This is a genomic window from Ruegeria sp. L11 (genome assembly GCF_056531755.1).
This window is the reverse complement of the sequence record NZ_JBQFMI010000008.1, coordinates 60279-76625: the sequence shown is the minus strand read 5'-3', so window position 1 is coordinate 76625 and position 16347 is coordinate 60279. Positions and strand designations below refer to the sequence as shown.

General features: G+C 55.4%; 15 protein-coding genes. 5 read left to right on the top strand and 10 right to left on the bottom strand.

Annotated elements, in window-relative coordinates; genetic code table 11:
* Window positions 1–107: 107 nt before the first annotated feature.
* The 4 genes from ACR0CE_RS13900 to ACR0CE_RS13885 form a co-directional block, all read right to left on the bottom strand.
* Complete coding sequence (locus tag ACR0CE_RS13900) at window positions 108–977, bottom strand: EamA family transporter (protein ID WP_480487995.1); 870 nt, start codon at window positions 975–977, stop codon at window positions 108–110.
* Window positions 978–980: 3 nt separating this feature from the next.
* Window positions 981–1766, bottom strand: coding sequence for a phosphodiesterase (locus ACR0CE_RS13895; protein ID WP_480832991.1), 786 nt, complete (start codon window positions 1764–1766; stop codon window positions 981–983).
* 343 nt (window positions 1767–2109) lie between these two features.
* Window positions 2110–2634: a redoxin domain-containing protein gene (locus ACR0CE_RS13890; RefSeq protein WP_480832990.1), complete on the bottom strand. Its 525-nt coding sequence runs from the start codon at window positions 2632–2634 to the stop codon at window positions 2110–2112.
* Window positions 2635–2690: 56 nt separating this feature from the next.
* Window positions 2691–3440 (bottom strand): hypothetical protein, encoded by a 750-nt coding sequence (locus tag ACR0CE_RS13885; protein WP_480483495.1) that lies wholly within the window; start codon window positions 3438–3440, stop codon window positions 2691–2693.
* An 86-nt stretch (window positions 3441–3526) separates the two neighbouring features.
* Here ACR0CE_RS13885 and ACR0CE_RS13880 point away from each other — a divergent pair, with 86 nt between their 5' ends.
* Together ACR0CE_RS13880 and ACR0CE_RS13875 are read left to right on the top strand one after the other, a co-directional pair.
* Window positions 3527–4069, top strand: coding sequence for a MarR family winged helix-turn-helix transcriptional regulator (locus ACR0CE_RS13880; RefSeq protein WP_480588122.1), 543 nt, complete (start codon window positions 3527–3529; stop codon window positions 4067–4069).
* Window positions 4070–4780 carry an MOSC domain-containing protein gene (locus tag ACR0CE_RS13875; RefSeq protein WP_480832989.1) on the top strand — a complete coding sequence of 237 codons (711 nt, stop codon included), beginning with the start codon at window positions 4070–4072 and terminating at the stop codon, window positions 4778–4780.
* Window positions 4781–5025: 245 nt separating this feature from the next.
* Here the strand turns inward: ACR0CE_RS13875 and ACR0CE_RS13870 are convergent, their stop codons facing one another.
* Window positions 5026–5886, bottom strand: a complete 861-nt coding sequence (locus tag ACR0CE_RS13870; protein WP_480616762.1) for a LysR family transcriptional regulator — start codon at window positions 5884–5886, stop codon at window positions 5026–5028.
* Between ACR0CE_RS13870 and ACR0CE_RS13865 the strand changes: the two genes are divergently transcribed.
* Window positions 5885–6901, top strand: a complete 1017-nt coding sequence (locus ACR0CE_RS13865) for a nuclear transport factor 2 family protein (RefSeq protein ID WP_480832988.1) — start codon at window positions 5885–5887, stop codon at window positions 6899–6901. The two genes, ACR0CE_RS13870 and ACR0CE_RS13865, sit on opposite strands and share 2 nt — an antisense overlap.
* 17 nt (window positions 6902–6918) lie before the next feature.
* Window positions 6919–7872, top strand: coding sequence for a VOC family protein (locus ACR0CE_RS13860; RefSeq protein WP_480832987.1), 954 nt, complete (start codon window positions 6919–6921; stop codon window positions 7870–7872).
* 135 nt (window positions 7873–8007) lie between these two features.
* Here ACR0CE_RS13860 and ACR0CE_RS13855 read toward each other — a convergent pair whose 3' ends face one another.
* Window positions 8008–9195, bottom strand: a complete 1188-nt coding sequence (locus ACR0CE_RS13855) for a diaminopropionate ammonia-lyase (RefSeq protein WP_480833016.1) — start codon at window positions 9193–9195, stop codon at window positions 8008–8010.
* 84 nt (window positions 9196–9279) lie between these two features.
* Here ACR0CE_RS13855 and ACR0CE_RS13850 point away from each other — a divergent pair, with 84 nt between their 5' ends.
* The gene (locus tag ACR0CE_RS13850) at window positions 9280–9774 is read left to right on the top strand and encodes an Lrp/AsnC family transcriptional regulator (RefSeq protein WP_480488002.1); all 495 of its coding nucleotides are present in this window, start codon (window positions 9280–9282) and stop codon (window positions 9772–9774) included.
* Between the two features lie 225 nt (window positions 9775–9999).
* On the opposite strand, the gene ACR0CE_RS13845 is transcribed toward ACR0CE_RS13850, so the two are convergent.
* The 4 genes from ACR0CE_RS13845 to ACR0CE_RS13830 are packed head-to-tail and all read right to left on the bottom strand — an operon-like array spanning window position 10000 to window position 16346.
* Entirely contained in the window at window positions 10000–12444 is a 2445-nt protein-coding gene (locus tag ACR0CE_RS13845) for a GcvT family protein (protein WP_480488003.1), read from the bottom strand.
* An 8-nt stretch (window positions 12445–12452) separates the two neighbouring features.
* A complete protein-coding gene (locus ACR0CE_RS13840; protein WP_480832986.1) occupies window positions 12453–13334 on the bottom strand; it encodes a phosphotransferase in 882 nt (293 codons plus the stop codon).
* A 1-nt stretch (window position 13335) separates the two neighbouring features.
* Complete coding sequence (locus ACR0CE_RS13835; RefSeq protein WP_480773824.1) at window positions 13336–15327, bottom strand: ABC transporter permease; 1992 nt, start codon at window positions 15325–15327, stop codon at window positions 13336–13338.
* On the bottom strand, window positions 15324–16346 hold the full coding sequence (locus tag ACR0CE_RS13830; protein WP_480546022.1) for a quaternary amine ABC transporter ATP-binding protein: 1023 nt from the start codon (window positions 16344–16346) through the stop codon (window positions 15324–15326). The genes ACR0CE_RS13835 and ACR0CE_RS13830 overlap by 4 nt, the downstream gene beginning before the upstream one ends.
* Window position 16347 lies beyond the last annotated feature (1 nt).

Here is a 16347-nt window from a genome sequence, read left to right as displayed (position 1 = left end):
GTCGTGCACGGTCATTACAGGACCGGTTATCTACGTCCAGAGAGATCCCAAACAAGGCCAGTAAACGAAGGACGAGTTCGTAGCGCGTCAAGACAGTGACTACAGTTTCAACCTCGGGACAGCGTAATCAAAAGGATTCCCAATGCGATCAGGCTTGCCCAGCCGATACGGTGCAGAAAACGGGATTCCTTCAAGATGATCGCCGCGAGGGTCACTGAAACCGGGATCGACGCTTGCCGTACCGCGCTGACTGTGGCGGCTTCGGCTCCAAGCTGGAATGCGGTCAGGATGAACAGGTAAGACAGATAGGACGCAATCCCGGCAAAAGCGATCCGCACCGGTGCCTGCGCCCAGCCACGCACGACCCCCAGAAACGGGGCTGACAAGTGGCGATCTTCCCAGGCTCTGATGCCAGCAAGCAGCGGTGTCACCAGAATATAGGTGAAAAACAGGAAAGGTGCCGGATTGGTCAGCTTCATCGCTTGGGCATCGCTGAGCGAATAAGCGGCCGATCCCAGCATCGCCATACTTGCCAGCGCGAATGCTTTGTGATCATGCAGCAGTCCGCCAGGCGACTTCTGAATCATCAGGCTGCCTAGCAGGACCAATGCGATCCCCAGCAGGGTGAACCACGAGTAATGCTGATCAAGGGCCAGCCAGCTGAAGGCGACAATGGCAATCGGCGACGAACGGATAATCGGATAATAAACCGACAGGTTCCCACGTCTCAGGGCCGACAATGTGCCGTAGTAGTAGAAGGTCAACCCAAGGGCTGAGATTGCGACAAAGGGCCAGGTCTCAAGTGGCAGGCTCAATTCCTGACCCATGACCAGCGTATGAACCGCCGCCAGGATCACCCAGGTCAGAGACACTCCGACATAGCACGACACCGGATGCGCAACCCCTTTCAGCGTAAGGTCGCGCAATGGGTGGGTTGCCGCCGAAACCAGAACCAATGCGATCCAATAGGCTTCCATACCTCAGGTCTGATGCAATGGGTTGCGTTGCAGGAAAGTGTTGAAATGCACCGTCAGCTGATCCTCGGCGATCTGTACGACACCGTAGGCCGGAGGTTCGTCGCAGAACTCGCCATCGACACTGGCCGCATTCAACGGAATCTGATGGTTGAGACTGGGCAGGCTGGTAAATGGAATGCCACGCCAGTTCACATAGGTCATGCGGTGCACATGGCCGTAAAACACATGCCGAATGTTGCGCCCGTGTTTGAGTGCGTCAGCAAAGGCGTCCGCTTCGACCAGCCTGATCTCGTCCACAAGGGGAATGCCAAGGTCAAAGGGCGGGTGGTGCAGGAACACATAGGTTGGCTTGTCCTCGGCCTGGGTCAGTTGCTGCCTGAGCCAGTCCAGCCGGGCAGGGCAAAGCTGCCCTTCATGCACATCGCGCCCGTCTTTGGTTGAATCGAGAAACAAGAAAACCCCCTCATCCGTTTCGAACCGATGCTGGACAAACCCGTTGGCATCCTTTGGATGATCCGGGAAGACCGATTGGAAAACAGCTCGGTCGTCGTGATTTCCAATCAGCAGAAATGAGCGAAGAGGAAATGCGGCCAGTCTCGCCTTGAGCGCCCGATAGGCCTCATCCTCAGCAAATTCAGCCAAATCGCCAGAGATGACACAGAACGCCGCATCGGAATGCCACTGAAGGATATCGTCCAAACAGGCGTCCAACCGTTGGGACGGAAAACCGCCATTGAGCGGTCCGGAGTCGCGGACGAGGTGTATATCAGTGATGTGAATGAACTTCATCCGCCATTTCCCCCGAGTAATGCAAGAAACAAGGTATCGACGAAGCTTGCCGATCGCACGGATTTAGTAAGAATTTCACTGGCATCACTCGCTCATACACGACAAGGTTGGCAGCCGAACACGACAGAGTTTGCGAAACTTGCCTCGACCGGTGTGAAACCGTATTCCAGATGATCCGGCCGTATTGCTATCGCGGTATTCAAATCTGAAACGGGCGTAGTGCCTGGCCGAAACGATCATGTGAAACCAGGGCAGACCTGCACAGTTAAGAAAAGGGTGAACCCAAGTCGCACAAACCGAGAAAGGGAAGTGCGCCTTGGTTTGTCTTCTCTACACTTCCGTTTTACACAGCGCAGCCAGTGTCATCACACCGGCTGGCCTGACTGGGGTGCCGACTTGCGTCCTCAGCAGCAGCCTTACGGGCAAGCAGGCTGCCAATCTCTGCACCCAGCTGCAGCTCTGAGACCTGGCCAAAGTGATGTGCTGCAATCCGTCCTGACTGATCCAACAGAACAAGGCTGGGCGTGCCGCGCATTCCGTATGCCGCCATGGTTTCCGGCAAAGGCCCGGTGCCCTGTTTGTCGACCGCCACAGGAAATTTGATACGGTATTCGTGAAGAAAGGCTTTCAGTGATACCGGGGTCATCGCGTCATGATGTTCGAAAACGGTGTGCAAACCGATTACGGCGACGTGTTCGCTGGAAAAATACTCCCGCACAGCTTGTGCCAGAGGAATGCCATGGAGGACGCAGCCTGGGCACAGCATCTGGAAAGCCTCAATCAGGACAACCTTACCCTGGAAATCCGAAAGCTTTAAGCTCTTGTCAGTGTTGAACCATTCACTGACCTGCAGTTCAGGTGCTTGCATATTGATCTCTCCTGTTCAGAGGTCGGCCGCCTGCCTGAGACGACCGGCTGACATCGTTACTGAAGCTTGCCCGGTAGGCTCAGGTCGCCCGAGGCAATGTCGAAAACATCCGTGACGCACAATAGCGGAGCGTGAATGTTGGCGTTTACCCGCAGAGCAGAGGTTACGCCATCATAAGCGATGCCTTCCAACTGAACGTCGTTGGAAAATCCGGCTTTGACTTGAATTTCCGGACCATCGAACAGCGGTGTGAACCCTGGGCTGTCCAGGAAGATTGGGAATCCAGGCCAGGTTGCAGGAAGCTTTGGCGTCGTCCCTTCAGGGATATCGCGCACTGCAAGGGCGCCCGGGCCGCAAGTTTCGGTCGGGGCGAGAACAACCCAGTGGCTGTGCCATTCGATACCGTCGTTGGCTGGGTCGCCATCGCCGTTTTCATCAAACAGCGGGGTGTCGTCAAAATCCGGGTGGCTGGTTGCAGCCATTGCCAAGATGCCGGCGCCGCCTTCGAAACCTACTGCAGACGTATCCAGGGATGTAGGCCACACATAGGACCAGACGTCTGACCCTCCTACTGCCCCGGTTCCTGCCGGCACCGATGCCCCGGCAGTACCATTGGTGGTCATGTGGAACGTAATGGTATTGCCGTTGCGATGCGCATGCGCTGCAAGGATGTCAAAGTCGGCCACCTTGGCGACATCAGCGGGAGAGACAACAGCCCCCTCCTGATGTATCGCGTGATCGCCTTCTGCGACGGCGGACGAAGCTCCGATCACAACTGCAGCAAGTGATTTCCAGGTGAGTGTCATTTCTTATCTCCGGTAAAGTGATATCGACTCGCTACCAAACGGAGAAACATATTGCAACTTTAATTTCGACTCGCTACTTGTTGGGCATGAGAACCGCCCACAGTATTCGTATCCTTATCAACCGTCTTGCCCGGATAGATTCCGCTGCGGGCTGGACGGGCGACCTGAACCCGACACAAAGGGCGGCGCTGGAGTACCTTTCCGAGGCAAATCAGTTTTCCCGTTCACCGTCACATGTCGCTGAGTACCTTGGGACAACCCGCGGAACGATGTCCCAGACACTGAAAGCGCTTGTGCGCAAGGGATACGCTGCCGAGCACCGACAAAAATCTGACCAGCGGTCGATCTCGTACGAACTGTCCAAGGCGGGCGCCTCTGTTTTGACAGAGGCCAATCCGATTGCTGACGCCATCGGCAATCTGCCCTCCAGCGTTCAGGTGTCTCTCAAGGATGGTCTGCTTCAGAGCTTGATGTTGGCATTGGCAGCGAACGGTGGTCACTCGTTCGGGAAATGCATGACCTGCGCCTATCATAAGAAAGGTCAGGAAAATGGCTTCTGCAGCTTGCTGGAAGTGAGCCTCGAGCGTGGCGAAGAAGAAAAGATATGTATTGAACACAAAGAGGCCTGAATGACCCTTCCTGAACTATCGACAGTAATAGGTGGCATTTTCCTGGGTTGTGTCACGAACCGCTGGGAGGCAAAGCCGCCCTCTGCCATTCAGAAGGACCGGGTGTCTGGCCGTCAGGTCATTTCGCTTACTGGATTTTCAGATGATGCACAGGCGGACCTGACCGTGCATGGCGGTGCAGAAAAAGCCATTCACCATTATGCGCAGGATCACTATGCGGATTGGCAGAGAGAGGGGCAGCTGCCCCCCGGCGCAAAGCCTGCAGCATTTGGTGAAAACATCTCAACAACCGGTTTGACTGAGGAAAATCTGTGCATTGGCGACATCCTGAGGCTGGGCACGGCAATCGTTCAAATCAGCCAGGGCCGTCAGCCCTGCTGGAAACTGGGACTGCACACCGGAAATGAAAGGATGCCCTACCTGTTTCAGAAAACGGGTCGCACTGGGTGGTACTACCGTGTTCTGGAAACCGGTGAGGTCGAAGCAGGAGATCGAATAACGTTGATTGAAAGGCGCAATCCGGACTGGAGCGTGCAGCACGTGACCCGCGCCCGCCTGACACGACGAGTTTCCCGCATGGATGCCGAAGCCCTCGCAAATCTGACAGACCTCGCCCCTGGCTGGCGGCAAGCCTTTGCGCGCATGGCGATGGGCGACGTAAAAGAAGATACGCGCGCGAGATTGGGGAGCATGTCGAACACATCGCCTTAAGGCCCCACTGCGAGACTTCAGCATGTTTGTTGGAAGACATGGGCAGGTCGCCAGCGCGGTGCACATCGGCACGTCCAAGGGGCTGTATGAATTTCTGGCGGTTGATCTGCCAGGAAGTTTCCAGTGAACGTTCCGCTTTCGGAGTTAGGATATCGGTTCCGGTTGTCGGAAGGAGGGTCCGCATGCGGCGGACCACGTCTTTTGCGCGCCATCTCAGAGATGGCAATCAAAGTTCCTTTGCCCCTTCATCGGGCGGTCGCTATCTCCGAGATGAGCGCGCGGAGCCATTGGTGGCGAGGTGACGCTGCCTGGCGCATGTGCCAGATCTGCGCAATTCTATCGGGTGGCAGGTCGACGGGTGGGCTGCAATGAGCAAAGCCGGCAAAGATATTGTCCTTTAACCGCGCAGGCATAGTCGCAATAGTATTGGTCCCGCGAATAAGAGAGGCGATTGCCGAGAAACCAGGCAGCGTCACTGAGATGCGGCGGTGCCTTTCCAGGTGGCTGAGCGCCAAATCGATAGCGGTAAGTTCGTGTTGCCCGGGCATCATGACCGCGTGGGGCAACGCGCAATAAGCCGCGATTGTATCAGGAGCAGTCACGTGGTCAGGGTCGAAATAGCAAAGATCATTGTCGGTCAGGATCAGTTTCTGCATCAAGTCGGCTTCGGTTCCGGTAAGCTCGGGCGCCAGCACCAGATCTACCTGCCCGTTGCGAAGTAGTTCGGCCCAGTCTTGTTGCGACTGCGCGCGCCAAATGCGCAATTGTACCTTCGGTGCGCGGTGTCGCAACGCGTGAAATAAGGGTTTCAGCACGATTTCGGTCTCATAATCATTGGCGGCGATTACAAACTGGCCGCTGTCATCACGAGGCTCGTATTGCGCGGGTTCTGTAAATGCGTCCACTGCCTCCAGAATATGTTGCGCTTGTGCAAACAACTGGGCTGCGCGCGGCGTAGGAGAGATACCGCGCCCCATAGGGACAAACAGCTCATCTTTCACAATTCCGCGTAGCCGGTTCAATCCATGGCTGACAGTGGATTGTGTGACCTCCAGACGTCTGGCCGCCGCCGTGATCGAACCTGTGTCATAGACCGCGGCAAACATGCGTATCAAACGGACGCCGAGTTCCTTATTATCGTTTTTCTTCATGAGTTATATGGTTATTCTTTCTGTTATTTTCATCAATGAAAATCTCTATCTGGTCGCCACATGCAACCGAAAAGGTAAACCCATGCCGTTTAGAAAATCCGTCCTCTTTGCTGCAACCGCTGTGGTTATGGCGCTTTCCACTCCGCTCCATGCTGATAAGCTAAGCATTGACGCACAAACCCAGGCCTCGATCAAACTGGCCGAAGGGTTCTATCGGGATGTTTTGGTTTACCGGAACCTCAACAATTTCGGGAAGTACATCGGCGATACCTATGTTCAGCATGCCACCGCATATGGCGACGGGCCGGTTGAGTTGATCAAGGCCGTTGCCGGTGAACTGACTGCCGATCCTGATGTGCAGGTGGATCTCTACCGCGTGCTTGCTGAGGGTTCCTATGTTGCAATCCATTCTGTCTGGACCGGCAGCAACGGAGACCAGTACGTCTATGTTGATGTCTGGCGCGCCGAGGACGGAAAACTGGTCGAACACTGGGACCACTACCAGCAGGTCCCCGATAGCGCGGCGAATGAAAACACCATGTTTCTGGGGCCAAACGCAGATGTTTATTCCGATCAGAATATCGAGCAGAACCGTGAACGTGCCATCGCCGTTCTGAAAAGCTTTGAAAACCCAAGTGATCTATCAGCGGTCGAAGCGTATATCTCCTCCGAGAACTATATACAGCACAACCCGAGCGTGCCGGATGGGCGCGATGCTCTGGCAGAATACTTGACCGGTCTCGCTGCTGATAACGTGCGCCTAAAAACAGAAATTGCCAAGACTATTGCGATGGGTGACATGGTGCTGGTTCATTCGAAGCAGACCAACCTCGACATTGAGGGCGATCTGGGCATCGGATTTTTCGATTTCTTCCGCTTTGATGACAATGGTTTCATCGTAGAGCATTGGGACATCGAAGAAGCGCAGACCGGAGAATCCGCAAACGCCAACGGCGTGTTCGAGTATTGAGGATCAGGAGAAACCCCATGACCGTCAAACCCGGCAATGTGCACAGGCGAGGATTTCTAAACAGGATGGCCGGAGGTTTGACTGCCGCCGCCGGTACAGCGATGATCGCTGATATGCTGGGAACGCGGGCCTACGCCAGCGCGGTTGATGGGAAGGGGGTTTCGAAACTCAGAAAAGGAGCCTATGGCATGAGAAGCAGCGAAGCCCCCGTGTCAATCGGCCGTGTGGCACTGATTGTGAACAATCTGGACACTGTTGGGACCTTTTACCAACAAGTGCTTGGCCTTGAGGAATTGGCGCGGGATGGCGAAACCCTGAAACTGGGCGCAGGAAACAACGTTCTGCTCGAGTTGCGCCAAGACCGTGGTGCGCGGCGCTATCCGCATGCGGCGGGTCTTTTCCATACAGCTTTTCTGATGCCGGACCGCGATTACCTGGGACGCTGGCTGATCTATGCTGCACAAAACCGCATCCCTTTGACCGGGGCGGCGGATCACGACGTCAGCGAGGCGCTGTATCTAAACGATCCAGAAGGCAATGGGATCGAAATCTACGCCGACCGGCCTGTTGAAACATGGCAGATGGATGGAGAGTATATCCGCATGGGCTCGCATCATCTGGACCTGGAGGCCATTGCAGGTGCGGCCCGTCAAGACTGGTCCGGGGCTCCGGAAAATATGGTGGTCGGACATGTCCACCTACAGGTCGGGGATATCAATGCGGTCGACGAATTCATGACACGACATCTAGCGCAGGATCGCATGCTGCACGAAGGTTCAGCAGGGTTCTACAGTTCGGGTGGGTACCACCATCACTTTGCAGGCAACGTCTGGAACAGCAATGGTGCAAAAGCTCGTCCAACTGACAGCAGCGGCTTGGATGAGATCGTGCTGTTGACGGATGGGACTGTATTGCAACCGCAAGAGCTGACAGACCCTTGGGGAACGCGGTTCACTGTCGAAAGGAAGTGAACCTGCATGATTGGCCAAGAACAAAGGCGTATCTTGCAGGCCGGACAGCGGTAAACTCCTGCGGCGTGGCCGGAAGGTGGAAGCCGGGCGCGGCTTCCACCAAGGGGGAATACCACGCCGGGTCATTTCCGCAAGTCAGTTGCTATCATTCATGATCCGGTCGAAAACATGCGGATCTGTGACGCCCTCTGACCCGATCAACATCACTCGGGATCGCGGCGTAATTTGAAATTGTTTTCGCAAGTCGGTGCGCATCGACGCGCAGATCAAGCCAATCAGACCGGCCACGGCGCTTTCTCCGGCTTCGATTGGCTCATCTCCGAAAGCGCCGTTTGCCAATAGGCGGACGGCCGGTGCCACAAGCTGGTCAGGGATTTTCATGAAACCGCTGGCGGCCTCTTCCAAAACGTTCCATGCCAATTCGGACGGCGCGCCGCAGGATAGCCCAGCCATTATGGTTTCTTCGCCTACTTCGACGGCTGTAGGCCGATTTGCCTGGGCGCTTGCAAAAAGGCAGGGGGCCAATTCAGGTTCGACCACGATGACGCGCGGCGCATTCCGCTCCCATTCCTGGAGGAATACCGCGGTGACGGCAGCCGCTAAGCCTCCAACGCCGCCTTGAAGGAAGACATGAGTGGGTGGCAAAGCCAAATCCTGCACGATCTCGCGCGCCATGACCCCGTAACCAGCCATGACATCAAGAGGTGCCTGAGTGTAACCGGGCCAGGAAGTATCTGAAACAATCAACCAACCGTGTGCCGCTGCATCGGTCCGGGTCTGTGCCACGGAAGCGTCGTAATCTCCATCAACCCTGATCACTTCGGCCCCCAGCTGGCGCATTGCGTCGGCGCGGAATGCGCTTACTTCTTTGTGAATGTAAATTCGGCATGGCGCGCCGAAGCGCTGGGCACCCCAAGCCACTGAACGACCGTGATTGCCATCTGTCGCCGAAATGACGGTTATGTCTGCAATTCCGGCAGTATGGGTGCCGTTTCGGATCTCATCGGCAGTGACTTCACGGCCTGTCTTTTTGGTTAATTCGCGCTGTAATACTCGCAGAACCGCATAAGCGCCGCCAAGTGCTTTGAAACTGCCCAAGCCAAATCTTAACCCTTCATGCTTGTAATAGACTGCGCCCAGATCCAGTGCTTCGGCTAGACCTTGAAGAGACGGCATTGGCGCTCTTTCGTACCCACTCCAGCTTTGAATTTCCCTCTGTGCGAGGTCAAATCCCTCGCGGGGTAAGGTGGCTGTGGCGGCATGGCCAAAGCCTGGCTTGGCTGTATGGCTTTCAATTCCGACTGTCTCAAAGTTTGCGAGCATTTGTGGTCCTTCCATTGTTGGTGCAAATATAATTCAATGTCAGTGATGTTTTCGCTCTGAATTGCTGGTAATTTTGAAGCAAACTTGCATGAGGTCGCCGTGAAACAAAAATATTTATCAGGAAGTCTGGATAGCTTCGATCTCGCGATTCTTAGGGTGTTGCAGCAGGACAATACGGTGCCGCACCGTCAAATCGGTGAAAGCGTGAATCTGTCTGCGCCCAGCGTGCAGCGGAGGATCAAACGCATGGAGGCGGAGGGCGTCATTGCCGCGCAGTCAGCGCATATTGATCCGGCAGCCGTGGGATTGCCGCTGACCATTTTCGTCGAAGTCGAACTAAAAACCGAGACTGGCGGAAAAATCGATGAAATCAAGAAAAGCTTCTATGCTGCCCCTGAGGTTCAGCAATGCTACTATGTTACTGGTGAAGTGGATTTTGTTCTGATCGTTATCGTTCGAGATATGTCCGAATATGAAAAGCTTACCCAACGGTTGTTCTTTTCGAACAAGAACATCCGAAAGTTCAGAACATTCGTTGCAATGGACCGAACAAAGTCATCCATGCAGTTGAACATCTGACTTGTGCCTCTCCAGAGCATGTAGTCTGGCGGGGTATTTGACTTTTGCGCGGCGCGAACTGGAAACAAAGTGCTCGTGCACTCCAAATCTGCCAGAAACCTGGTGATCTGGGCGGTAAATCCTGCCGAGACACCTCTCGGTTTACCTGGAAAATAACCACGTTTCCCGAGGTATTGAGGTTGGGACACATTTGCCCCAACCTCATCAAGGTAACAGGAGTTTATCTTACGATTTGATACGGTCCATTTTGGGATCGTAAAGCGGTTGAAGTGTCACGTCGCAGGAGACACGTTGGGTCGCAACCTCCAACTCATACGTGCCGGACGTAACAAAATCTGCATCGACGCCGCCCTGATTTCGGACATAGCCGTAACCGATGGATTTGCCGGTTGTATAGCCATAGCCTCCCGACGTTAGCCAACCCACCCGTTCTCCATCCCGGTATATTGTTTCGCGGCCCAACAGCACCACATCGGGGTCGACGGTGAAGCAGGCCAGCATCTTTTTGACGCCCTCGGCCTTTTGCTTCTCGCTTGCCGCGCGACCCTTGAAGTTTATGTTTTTGCGCAGTTTCACAGCCCATCCCAGACCGCTTTCAAACGGCGTGTGATCAGGCCCGATATCAGACCCCCAGGCGCGGTAACCCTTTTCTAACCGAAGAGATTCAATTGCGCGGTAGCCCGCATTAACCAGCCCTTGCGGTTGCCCTGCTTCAATCAGCGCAGAATAGACTGTTTGCGCGTATTCGACAGGCAAGTGCAGTTCCCAGCCAAGCTCGCCCACATATGTCACCCGCAGCGCCTTGACCGGGCAACCCGCGATGCCGATTGTCCGGATTGTGCCAAACCTGAACCCGTCATTCGAGACATCATCACGGGTAACTGCCGCCAGAATATCTCGTGCTTTTGGCCCCATCAGCGACAACACTGCGTTCGAGGAGGTGATATCGAACAGCTGGCAGTTCAGCCCGTCCGGAATATTTCGGCTGATCCAGTCAAAATCGTGGGTGGCATAGCCCGTACCAGTGACAATGTAGAATTCATCATGCGCTACACGGCCCACGGTCAGGTCGCATTCAATTCCGCCCTTGTCATTGAGCATCTGGGTATAGACCAGCGCTCCCACCGGTTTGTCCACATCATTGGCACAAATCCAGTTCATCGCCGCCAAGGCGTCCGGGCCTTTCAGCGCGAATTTGGCAAATGATGTTTGATCGAACAGCACTGCCGCTTCTCGGGCCGCTTTGTGTTCACGACCAACGGCAGCGAACCAGTTCTGGCGACCAAAGCTGTATTCGTCCTTGGGCGTTTCACCCAGCGATGCGTCGGCAAACCAGTTTGGACGCTCCCAACCCAGTTTTTCTCCAAAGCAAGCGCCCTGATCCATAAGCGTATCGTACAGCGGTGACTTGCGGCAGGGGCGGCCGGACTCGTGTTCTTCATGAGGCCAGGCCATAGTGTAGTGTTTGCCATATGCTTCGACTGTTCGGGTGCGGACCCAATCGGTGTCGAAATGCGGGCGGCCAAAACGGCGAATGTCGGCGGACCACAGGTCAAAGGGCGGCTCGCCCTTGGCGGCCCATTCTGCCAGCACCATTCCGGCGCCACCGCCAGAAGCAATGCCAAAGGCGTTGAAACCAGCACCAACAAAGAAATTCTTCAGCTCTGGTGCTTCACCAACAATGAAGTTGCCATCCGGAGTGAAGCTTTCGGGACCATTGGTCAGGGTCTTGATCCCCGCGGTCTCCAACGCTGGCACGCGGCCCAGCGACAACTCCATGATCTGTTCGAAATGGTCGAAGTTACTGTCGAGCAAGGTGTAGTGGAAATCTTTAGGTATGCCATTCACCGCCCATGGGATTGGGTTCGGCTCATAACCGCCCATGACGAGCCCACCAACTTCTTCCTTGTAATAGGTCAGCCGATCGGGATCCCGCAGGGTAGGCAGATCACCGGGTACACCAAATGGTTCTGTGACCATGTACTGATGTTCCATTGGCACCAGCGGCACATTCACACCGAACTTGGCGGCAAAGTCGCGCGTCCACTGACCGGCACACACGATCACCTTTTCGCATTCGATACGGCCATGTTCAGTGATTACGGCGCGGATCTTGCCGTTCTCGATTTCAAGATCGGTGGCCTTGGTATCCTCGAATATCTTCGCGCCTGCCATGCGCGCTCCCTTGGCCAGCGCCTGGGTAATGTCCGAGGGGTTTGCTTGCCCATCGGTGGGCAGGAACGCCGCGCCGATGACGTCACCGATATCCATCAGCGGCCAAAGATCCTGCGCTTCCTTCGGGGTTAGCAGCTGCATGTCCAGACCAAAGGAATGGGCTGTGGTGGCTTGCCGTTTGACCTCGGTCCAGCGTTCCTCGTTGCAGGCAAGGCGCAAACCACCATTCATTTTCCAACCCGTTCCCAGACCGGTTTCTTCTTCAATCTTGTTGTACAGATCGACTGAATATCCCAGCAGCTGAGTGATATTCGCGTTCGAACGCAGCTGCCCCACCAGACCGGCAGCATGGAATGTGGTGCCCGAAGTCAGCTTTTTGCGCTCCAGCAGCACCGTGTCGGTCCAACCCAGCTTAGCAAGGTGATAGGCGGTCGAGCAGCCGATGATGCCGCCGCCGATGATGACGGCTTTGGCTGTATTTGGAAGGTCGGTCATATCTGTCCTCAGGTGTTTTTGTAATCGGTCAGGGCCGTGCGAAACCGCGCGAGATTTTCACTTGTGTAGGCTGCGTAGTCGAAGTCGATATCCGAGGTGATCTCGGACACCATGCTCCACATGGTTTCACGAAGCAGCGAGGCGCATTTCATCGCCGTATAGCGATGACGCAATTGGTCGGTGACGGGTGCCTGAAAGTAGGTTTCCAGAACCCAGTCCTCTTGTTCATTGGAAAGAGAGTTGTTCGAGGCCAGCCCACCCAAATCAAACAATGGCGAGTTGAAGCCCGCGTAGTCGAAATCGATCAGCCACAGGCGGGTGCCATCGTCCAGAAAGTTGCCGCAAAGCAGGTCGTTATGGCCAAACACGATGTCGTACGGCCCGGCCTCGGCTTCCAGATCATTTCCAATTCGCACAAGTTCAGGGATCAGGCCTTTATGCGAACTTCCACGATCGGTGAGGGTGGCGGCATAGTCGCGGATGACATGAAAGACCCAGAACACCAGCGACGGGCCGCGCAGGTGCTTGGGCACCTCAAGGTGGCAAGCTTTCACGAGCTCCAGCACTCGAGGCAGCATACTGGGGTCGCGTACGTTTTCTTCGGTCAGAGTGCGGCTTTCGACGAATTCCAGCACTGTTAATTCGTTGGACGAAAACACTACAGCGGGTGACAGACCTGCAGCATGGGCGGCCTTACTGGCAGCCAGTTCGTTGAAGCGCATCACCTGGTGCAAAGGGATGTCGTCACCGACACGCACCACATAGGATCCACTGCTGTCAGTGACCTTGTAGTTCACATTTGTAATCCCACCCGTCAACGGGGTGGCTTTGATTTCGCCCTGCCAGATCGGTAGCTTGCGAATGCGGGTCATCAGGTCGGATTGGGTCATATCAACTCTCCATTCCAAAGCGGATGCGTGCCTGACGAGCGCTTGCGTTGATCAGCCTATCAGCGATGATGGCAATGAATGCGATAGACAGCCCTGCCACCAGACCTCGACCAGTGTCAGCCTTTGTCAGGGCAATGTAGACTTCCTGCCCTAGGTCGCGAGTGCCAACGAGGGCGGTGATAACCAGCATGGACAGCGCCAGCATGATGGTCTGGTTAATACCCAAAAGGATTTCGGGCAGGGCCATGGGCAAGCGAATATGGCGCAGGAGTTGCGTGCGTGTGCACCCAGAGACCAATCCGGCCTCGATCAATTCCTCACTGACCGAGCGCACGCCATGGGCCGCATAACGTACGGCCGGGGCCAGCGCGTAAAGGACTATGGCAATCAGCGCAGTGAAATCGCCGACGCGAAACAGCATCACAACCGGGATCAGATAGACAAAGCTGGGCAATGTCTGCAGCGTATCAATCAACAGGTTGATCACCGTCCCGGCGCGTTTGTTCAGTGCAGCCACAACACCCAGTGGAACACCGATCAGGGTAGCAAGAAACACAGAGGCTCCGCAGAGATAAACTGTCACCATTGCCTTGGCCCACAGTCCTGACACGAGGATCAGCGACGCCAGTCCTCCGCACAGCAGCGCCAGCCGCCAGCCCCCTGCGTGCCAACCCAGCAAGGTCAGCATGGCAATGGCCCAAGGCCATGGGATTCCCAGCAAAACCGTTTTGATCGGGATCATGAACCACGTCAGGAAGAAGATCTTGATCGCCTCGAACGTGTCAAAATAATTGATGTTCAGGTATTTGACCGTGTCATCCCAGAACCCGCCAGTGGTGATCGTCTGGCTTTCAGGATATTCCAGCAACAGGGGTGAGAACTGTCCCAGAACCCAGGTCAAAATCAGCAGGATCATTACCAGAACTGTCCGGCGATGGCGGGTGATCCACGAGCCGGGGAGCTCGTGATGTACCTGCCCCATACGCTCGGCAAAAGCCTGACTTAGGCGATCGACAGCAATGGCCAGAACTACAATGGCAATACCGGCCTCGAACCCAGCGCCGATGTCCAGCCGGCGCAGCGCGGCAAGGACGTCAAACCCTAATCCTCCGGCCCCGATCATCGAGGCAATGATGACCATGTTCAGCGTCAGCATGATCACCTGATTGACGCCTACCATCAGACTGTGGCTGGCGGAAGGAACCAAAACGCGCCACATCAACTGCTTTTGCGTCGTGCCTGCCATGCGCCCGAAGTCCAAAATCTCGGGGTCGACGGCTCTCAAGGCAAGCGTGGTGATCCGCACCATGGGTGGTGTCGCATAGATGATAGTTGCAACAAGCGCCGAAATCGGTCCAAAGCCGAACATGAACAGAATTGGTACCAGATAGGCAAAGATCGGGATTGTCTGCATCAGGTCCAGAATGGGCGAGATGATGCGATCGAAAGTCAGGTGGCGATAGGCCAATATCCCCAACAACAGCCCGCCGCCCGCGCCAATCGGCACCGCAATCAGGACGGAGGCAAGCGTTACCATCGCGCTGTCCCACTGGCCAAAAACGGCCAGATAAGTGAAACAGCCGCCGACCAACGCCGCCAACCCCCAGTCCCGGCAATACTGTCCCAAAGCTATTACGGCGGTGATAACCACAATCCAGCTGATCGCAGGTAGGATGACTTGCGCATCGTTGCCTTGCCCGGTGACAAAACCCTCGGCCAGCAGGGACAAGACAAGGTCATAGGGCTGTTCTATCAACCAAGCAGCAGCGCGGGTAACGTCGGTGAACGAAACTGGGCCGATTGCAGCATCCTCGATCAGCCAGGACATTGCAGATGAGATATAAGTTTTGAACGGGACGACCCAAGCTGACGGGAATTTGGTGATCCAACGCGCATCGAGCGCTTTTCCCAGGTTGCTGCCGAAATACCCCAGCAGGATCGTGAGTCCGACAAGCAGCAGAATGATGAGCTGACTGCGGGACAGGCGGCTCATACCGCGTCCCCTTCACCGAATAGCACATGGGCCACAGCCTTGCGATCAATGGCGCCAATAACCAGACCATTGCTGTCTGTCACGGGAATTGGTGCATCTGCGGCGATGATCCGTTCCGCCACGGTCGAGACGCGGGTCGATTGCACAATGGGCTCACCTTCACCTGCAGCGCCGACGGTCATTACACCACCAACCGTCAAAACCTTGGAGCGCGGAATATGGCGCGTGAATTCAGCCACATATTCTGTCGCTGGATTCATCACCAGTTCTTCCGGGGTGGCGATCTGGATGACTTCACCATCTTTCATAATGGCGATGCGGTCGGCCAAGCGAACGGCTTCTTCAAAGTCGTGTGTGATAAAGACAATAGTCTTATGCAACCGTTCCTGGAGTCGCAGAAATTCATCCTGCATTTCGCGCCGGATCAGCGGATCGAGGGCCGAAAAAGGCTCGTCCAGAAACCAAAGATCGGGCTCTGTCACCAACGATCGAGCAATGCCCACACGCTGTTGCTGACCACCCGAGAGCTCTCGTGGATAGTAGTCCTCGCGCCCTTTCAGGCCGACCAGTTCCACCACGTCTCTCGCCTTTGCGTCGGCTTCGTGTTTGGGCGTAGCCTGAATAGTCAGGGGGAACATCACATTCTGCAATACGGTCAGGTGCGGTAGCAGGGCAAAATGCTGAAACACCATGCCCATCTTGTGCCGACGGATTTCAATCATTTCTTTCTCGCTGGCGCGCAGCAGGTCGGCGTCGTCGAACAGAACCTCTCCGCTCGTGGGTTCGATCAACCTGGATAGACAACGAACCAGGGTTGATTTGCCTGAACCGGACAGGCCCATAATGATGAAGATTTCACCTTCAACGATTTCAATATTGGCGTTGCGTACCGCTCCGATCACACCCGCATTTCGAATGTCATCTGCCGATGGGTTCGGATTTTGCGCCAGAAGGGTCTCGGCGTTTGGACCGTAAAGCTTCCAAACGTTTCGGCAGGACAGTTTTGTTGTGGGGGTCATC

What these genes read in the sequence shown, in the direction of transcription:
- ACR0CE_RS13840 (WP_480832986.1), bottom strand. Translation starts at nt 13,334, where the DNA reads ATGACCCAATCCGACCTGATGACCCGCATTCGCAAGCTACCGATCTGG.
- ACR0CE_RS13835 (WP_480773824.1), bottom strand. Translation starts at nt 15,327, where the DNA reads ATGAGCCGCCTGTCCCGCAGTCAGCTCATCATTCTGCTGCTTGTCGGA.
- ACR0CE_RS13855 (WP_480833016.1), bottom strand. Translation starts at nt 9,195, where the DNA reads ATGCTCGCAAACTTTGAGACAGTCGGAATTGAAAGCCATACAGCCAAG.
- ACR0CE_RS13870 (WP_480616762.1), bottom strand. Translation starts at nt 5,886, where the DNA reads ATGTTTGCCGCGGTCTATGACACAGGTTCGATCACGGCGGCGGCCAGA.
- ACR0CE_RS13865 (WP_480832988.1), top strand. Translation starts at nt 5,885, where the DNA reads ATGCGTATCAAACGGACGCCGAGTTCCTTATTATCGTTTTTCTTCATG.
- ACR0CE_RS13860 (WP_480832987.1), top strand. Translation starts at nt 6,919, where the DNA reads ATGACCGTCAAACCCGGCAATGTGCACAGGCGAGGATTTCTAAACAGG.
- ACR0CE_RS13875 (WP_480832989.1), top strand. Translation starts at nt 4,070, where the DNA reads ATGACCCTTCCTGAACTATCGACAGTAATAGGTGGCATTTTCCTGGGT.
- ACR0CE_RS13885 (WP_480483495.1), bottom strand. Translation starts at nt 3,440, where the DNA reads ATGACACTCACCTGGAAATCACTTGCTGCAGTTGTGATCGGAGCTTCG.
- ACR0CE_RS13845 (WP_480488003.1), bottom strand. Translation starts at nt 12,444, where the DNA reads ATGACCGACCTTCCAAATACAGCCAAAGCCGTCATCATCGGCGGCGGC.
- ACR0CE_RS13830 (WP_480546022.1), bottom strand. Translation starts at nt 16,346, where the DNA reads ATGACCCCCACAACAAAACTGTCCTGCCGAAACGTTTGGAAGCTTTAC.
- ACR0CE_RS13880 (WP_480588122.1), top strand. Translation starts at nt 3,527, where the DNA reads ATGAGAACCGCCCACAGTATTCGTATCCTTATCAACCGTCTTGCCCGG.
- ACR0CE_RS13900 (WP_480487995.1), bottom strand. Translation starts at nt 977, where the DNA reads ATGGAAGCCTATTGGATCGCATTGGTTCTGGTTTCGGCGGCAACCCAC.
- ACR0CE_RS13895 (WP_480832991.1), bottom strand. Translation starts at nt 1,766, where the DNA reads ATGAAGTTCATTCACATCACTGATATACACCTCGTCCGCGACTCCGGA.
- ACR0CE_RS13890 (WP_480832990.1), bottom strand. Translation starts at nt 2,634, where the DNA reads ATGCAAGCACCTGAACTGCAGGTCAGTGAATGGTTCAACACTGACAAG.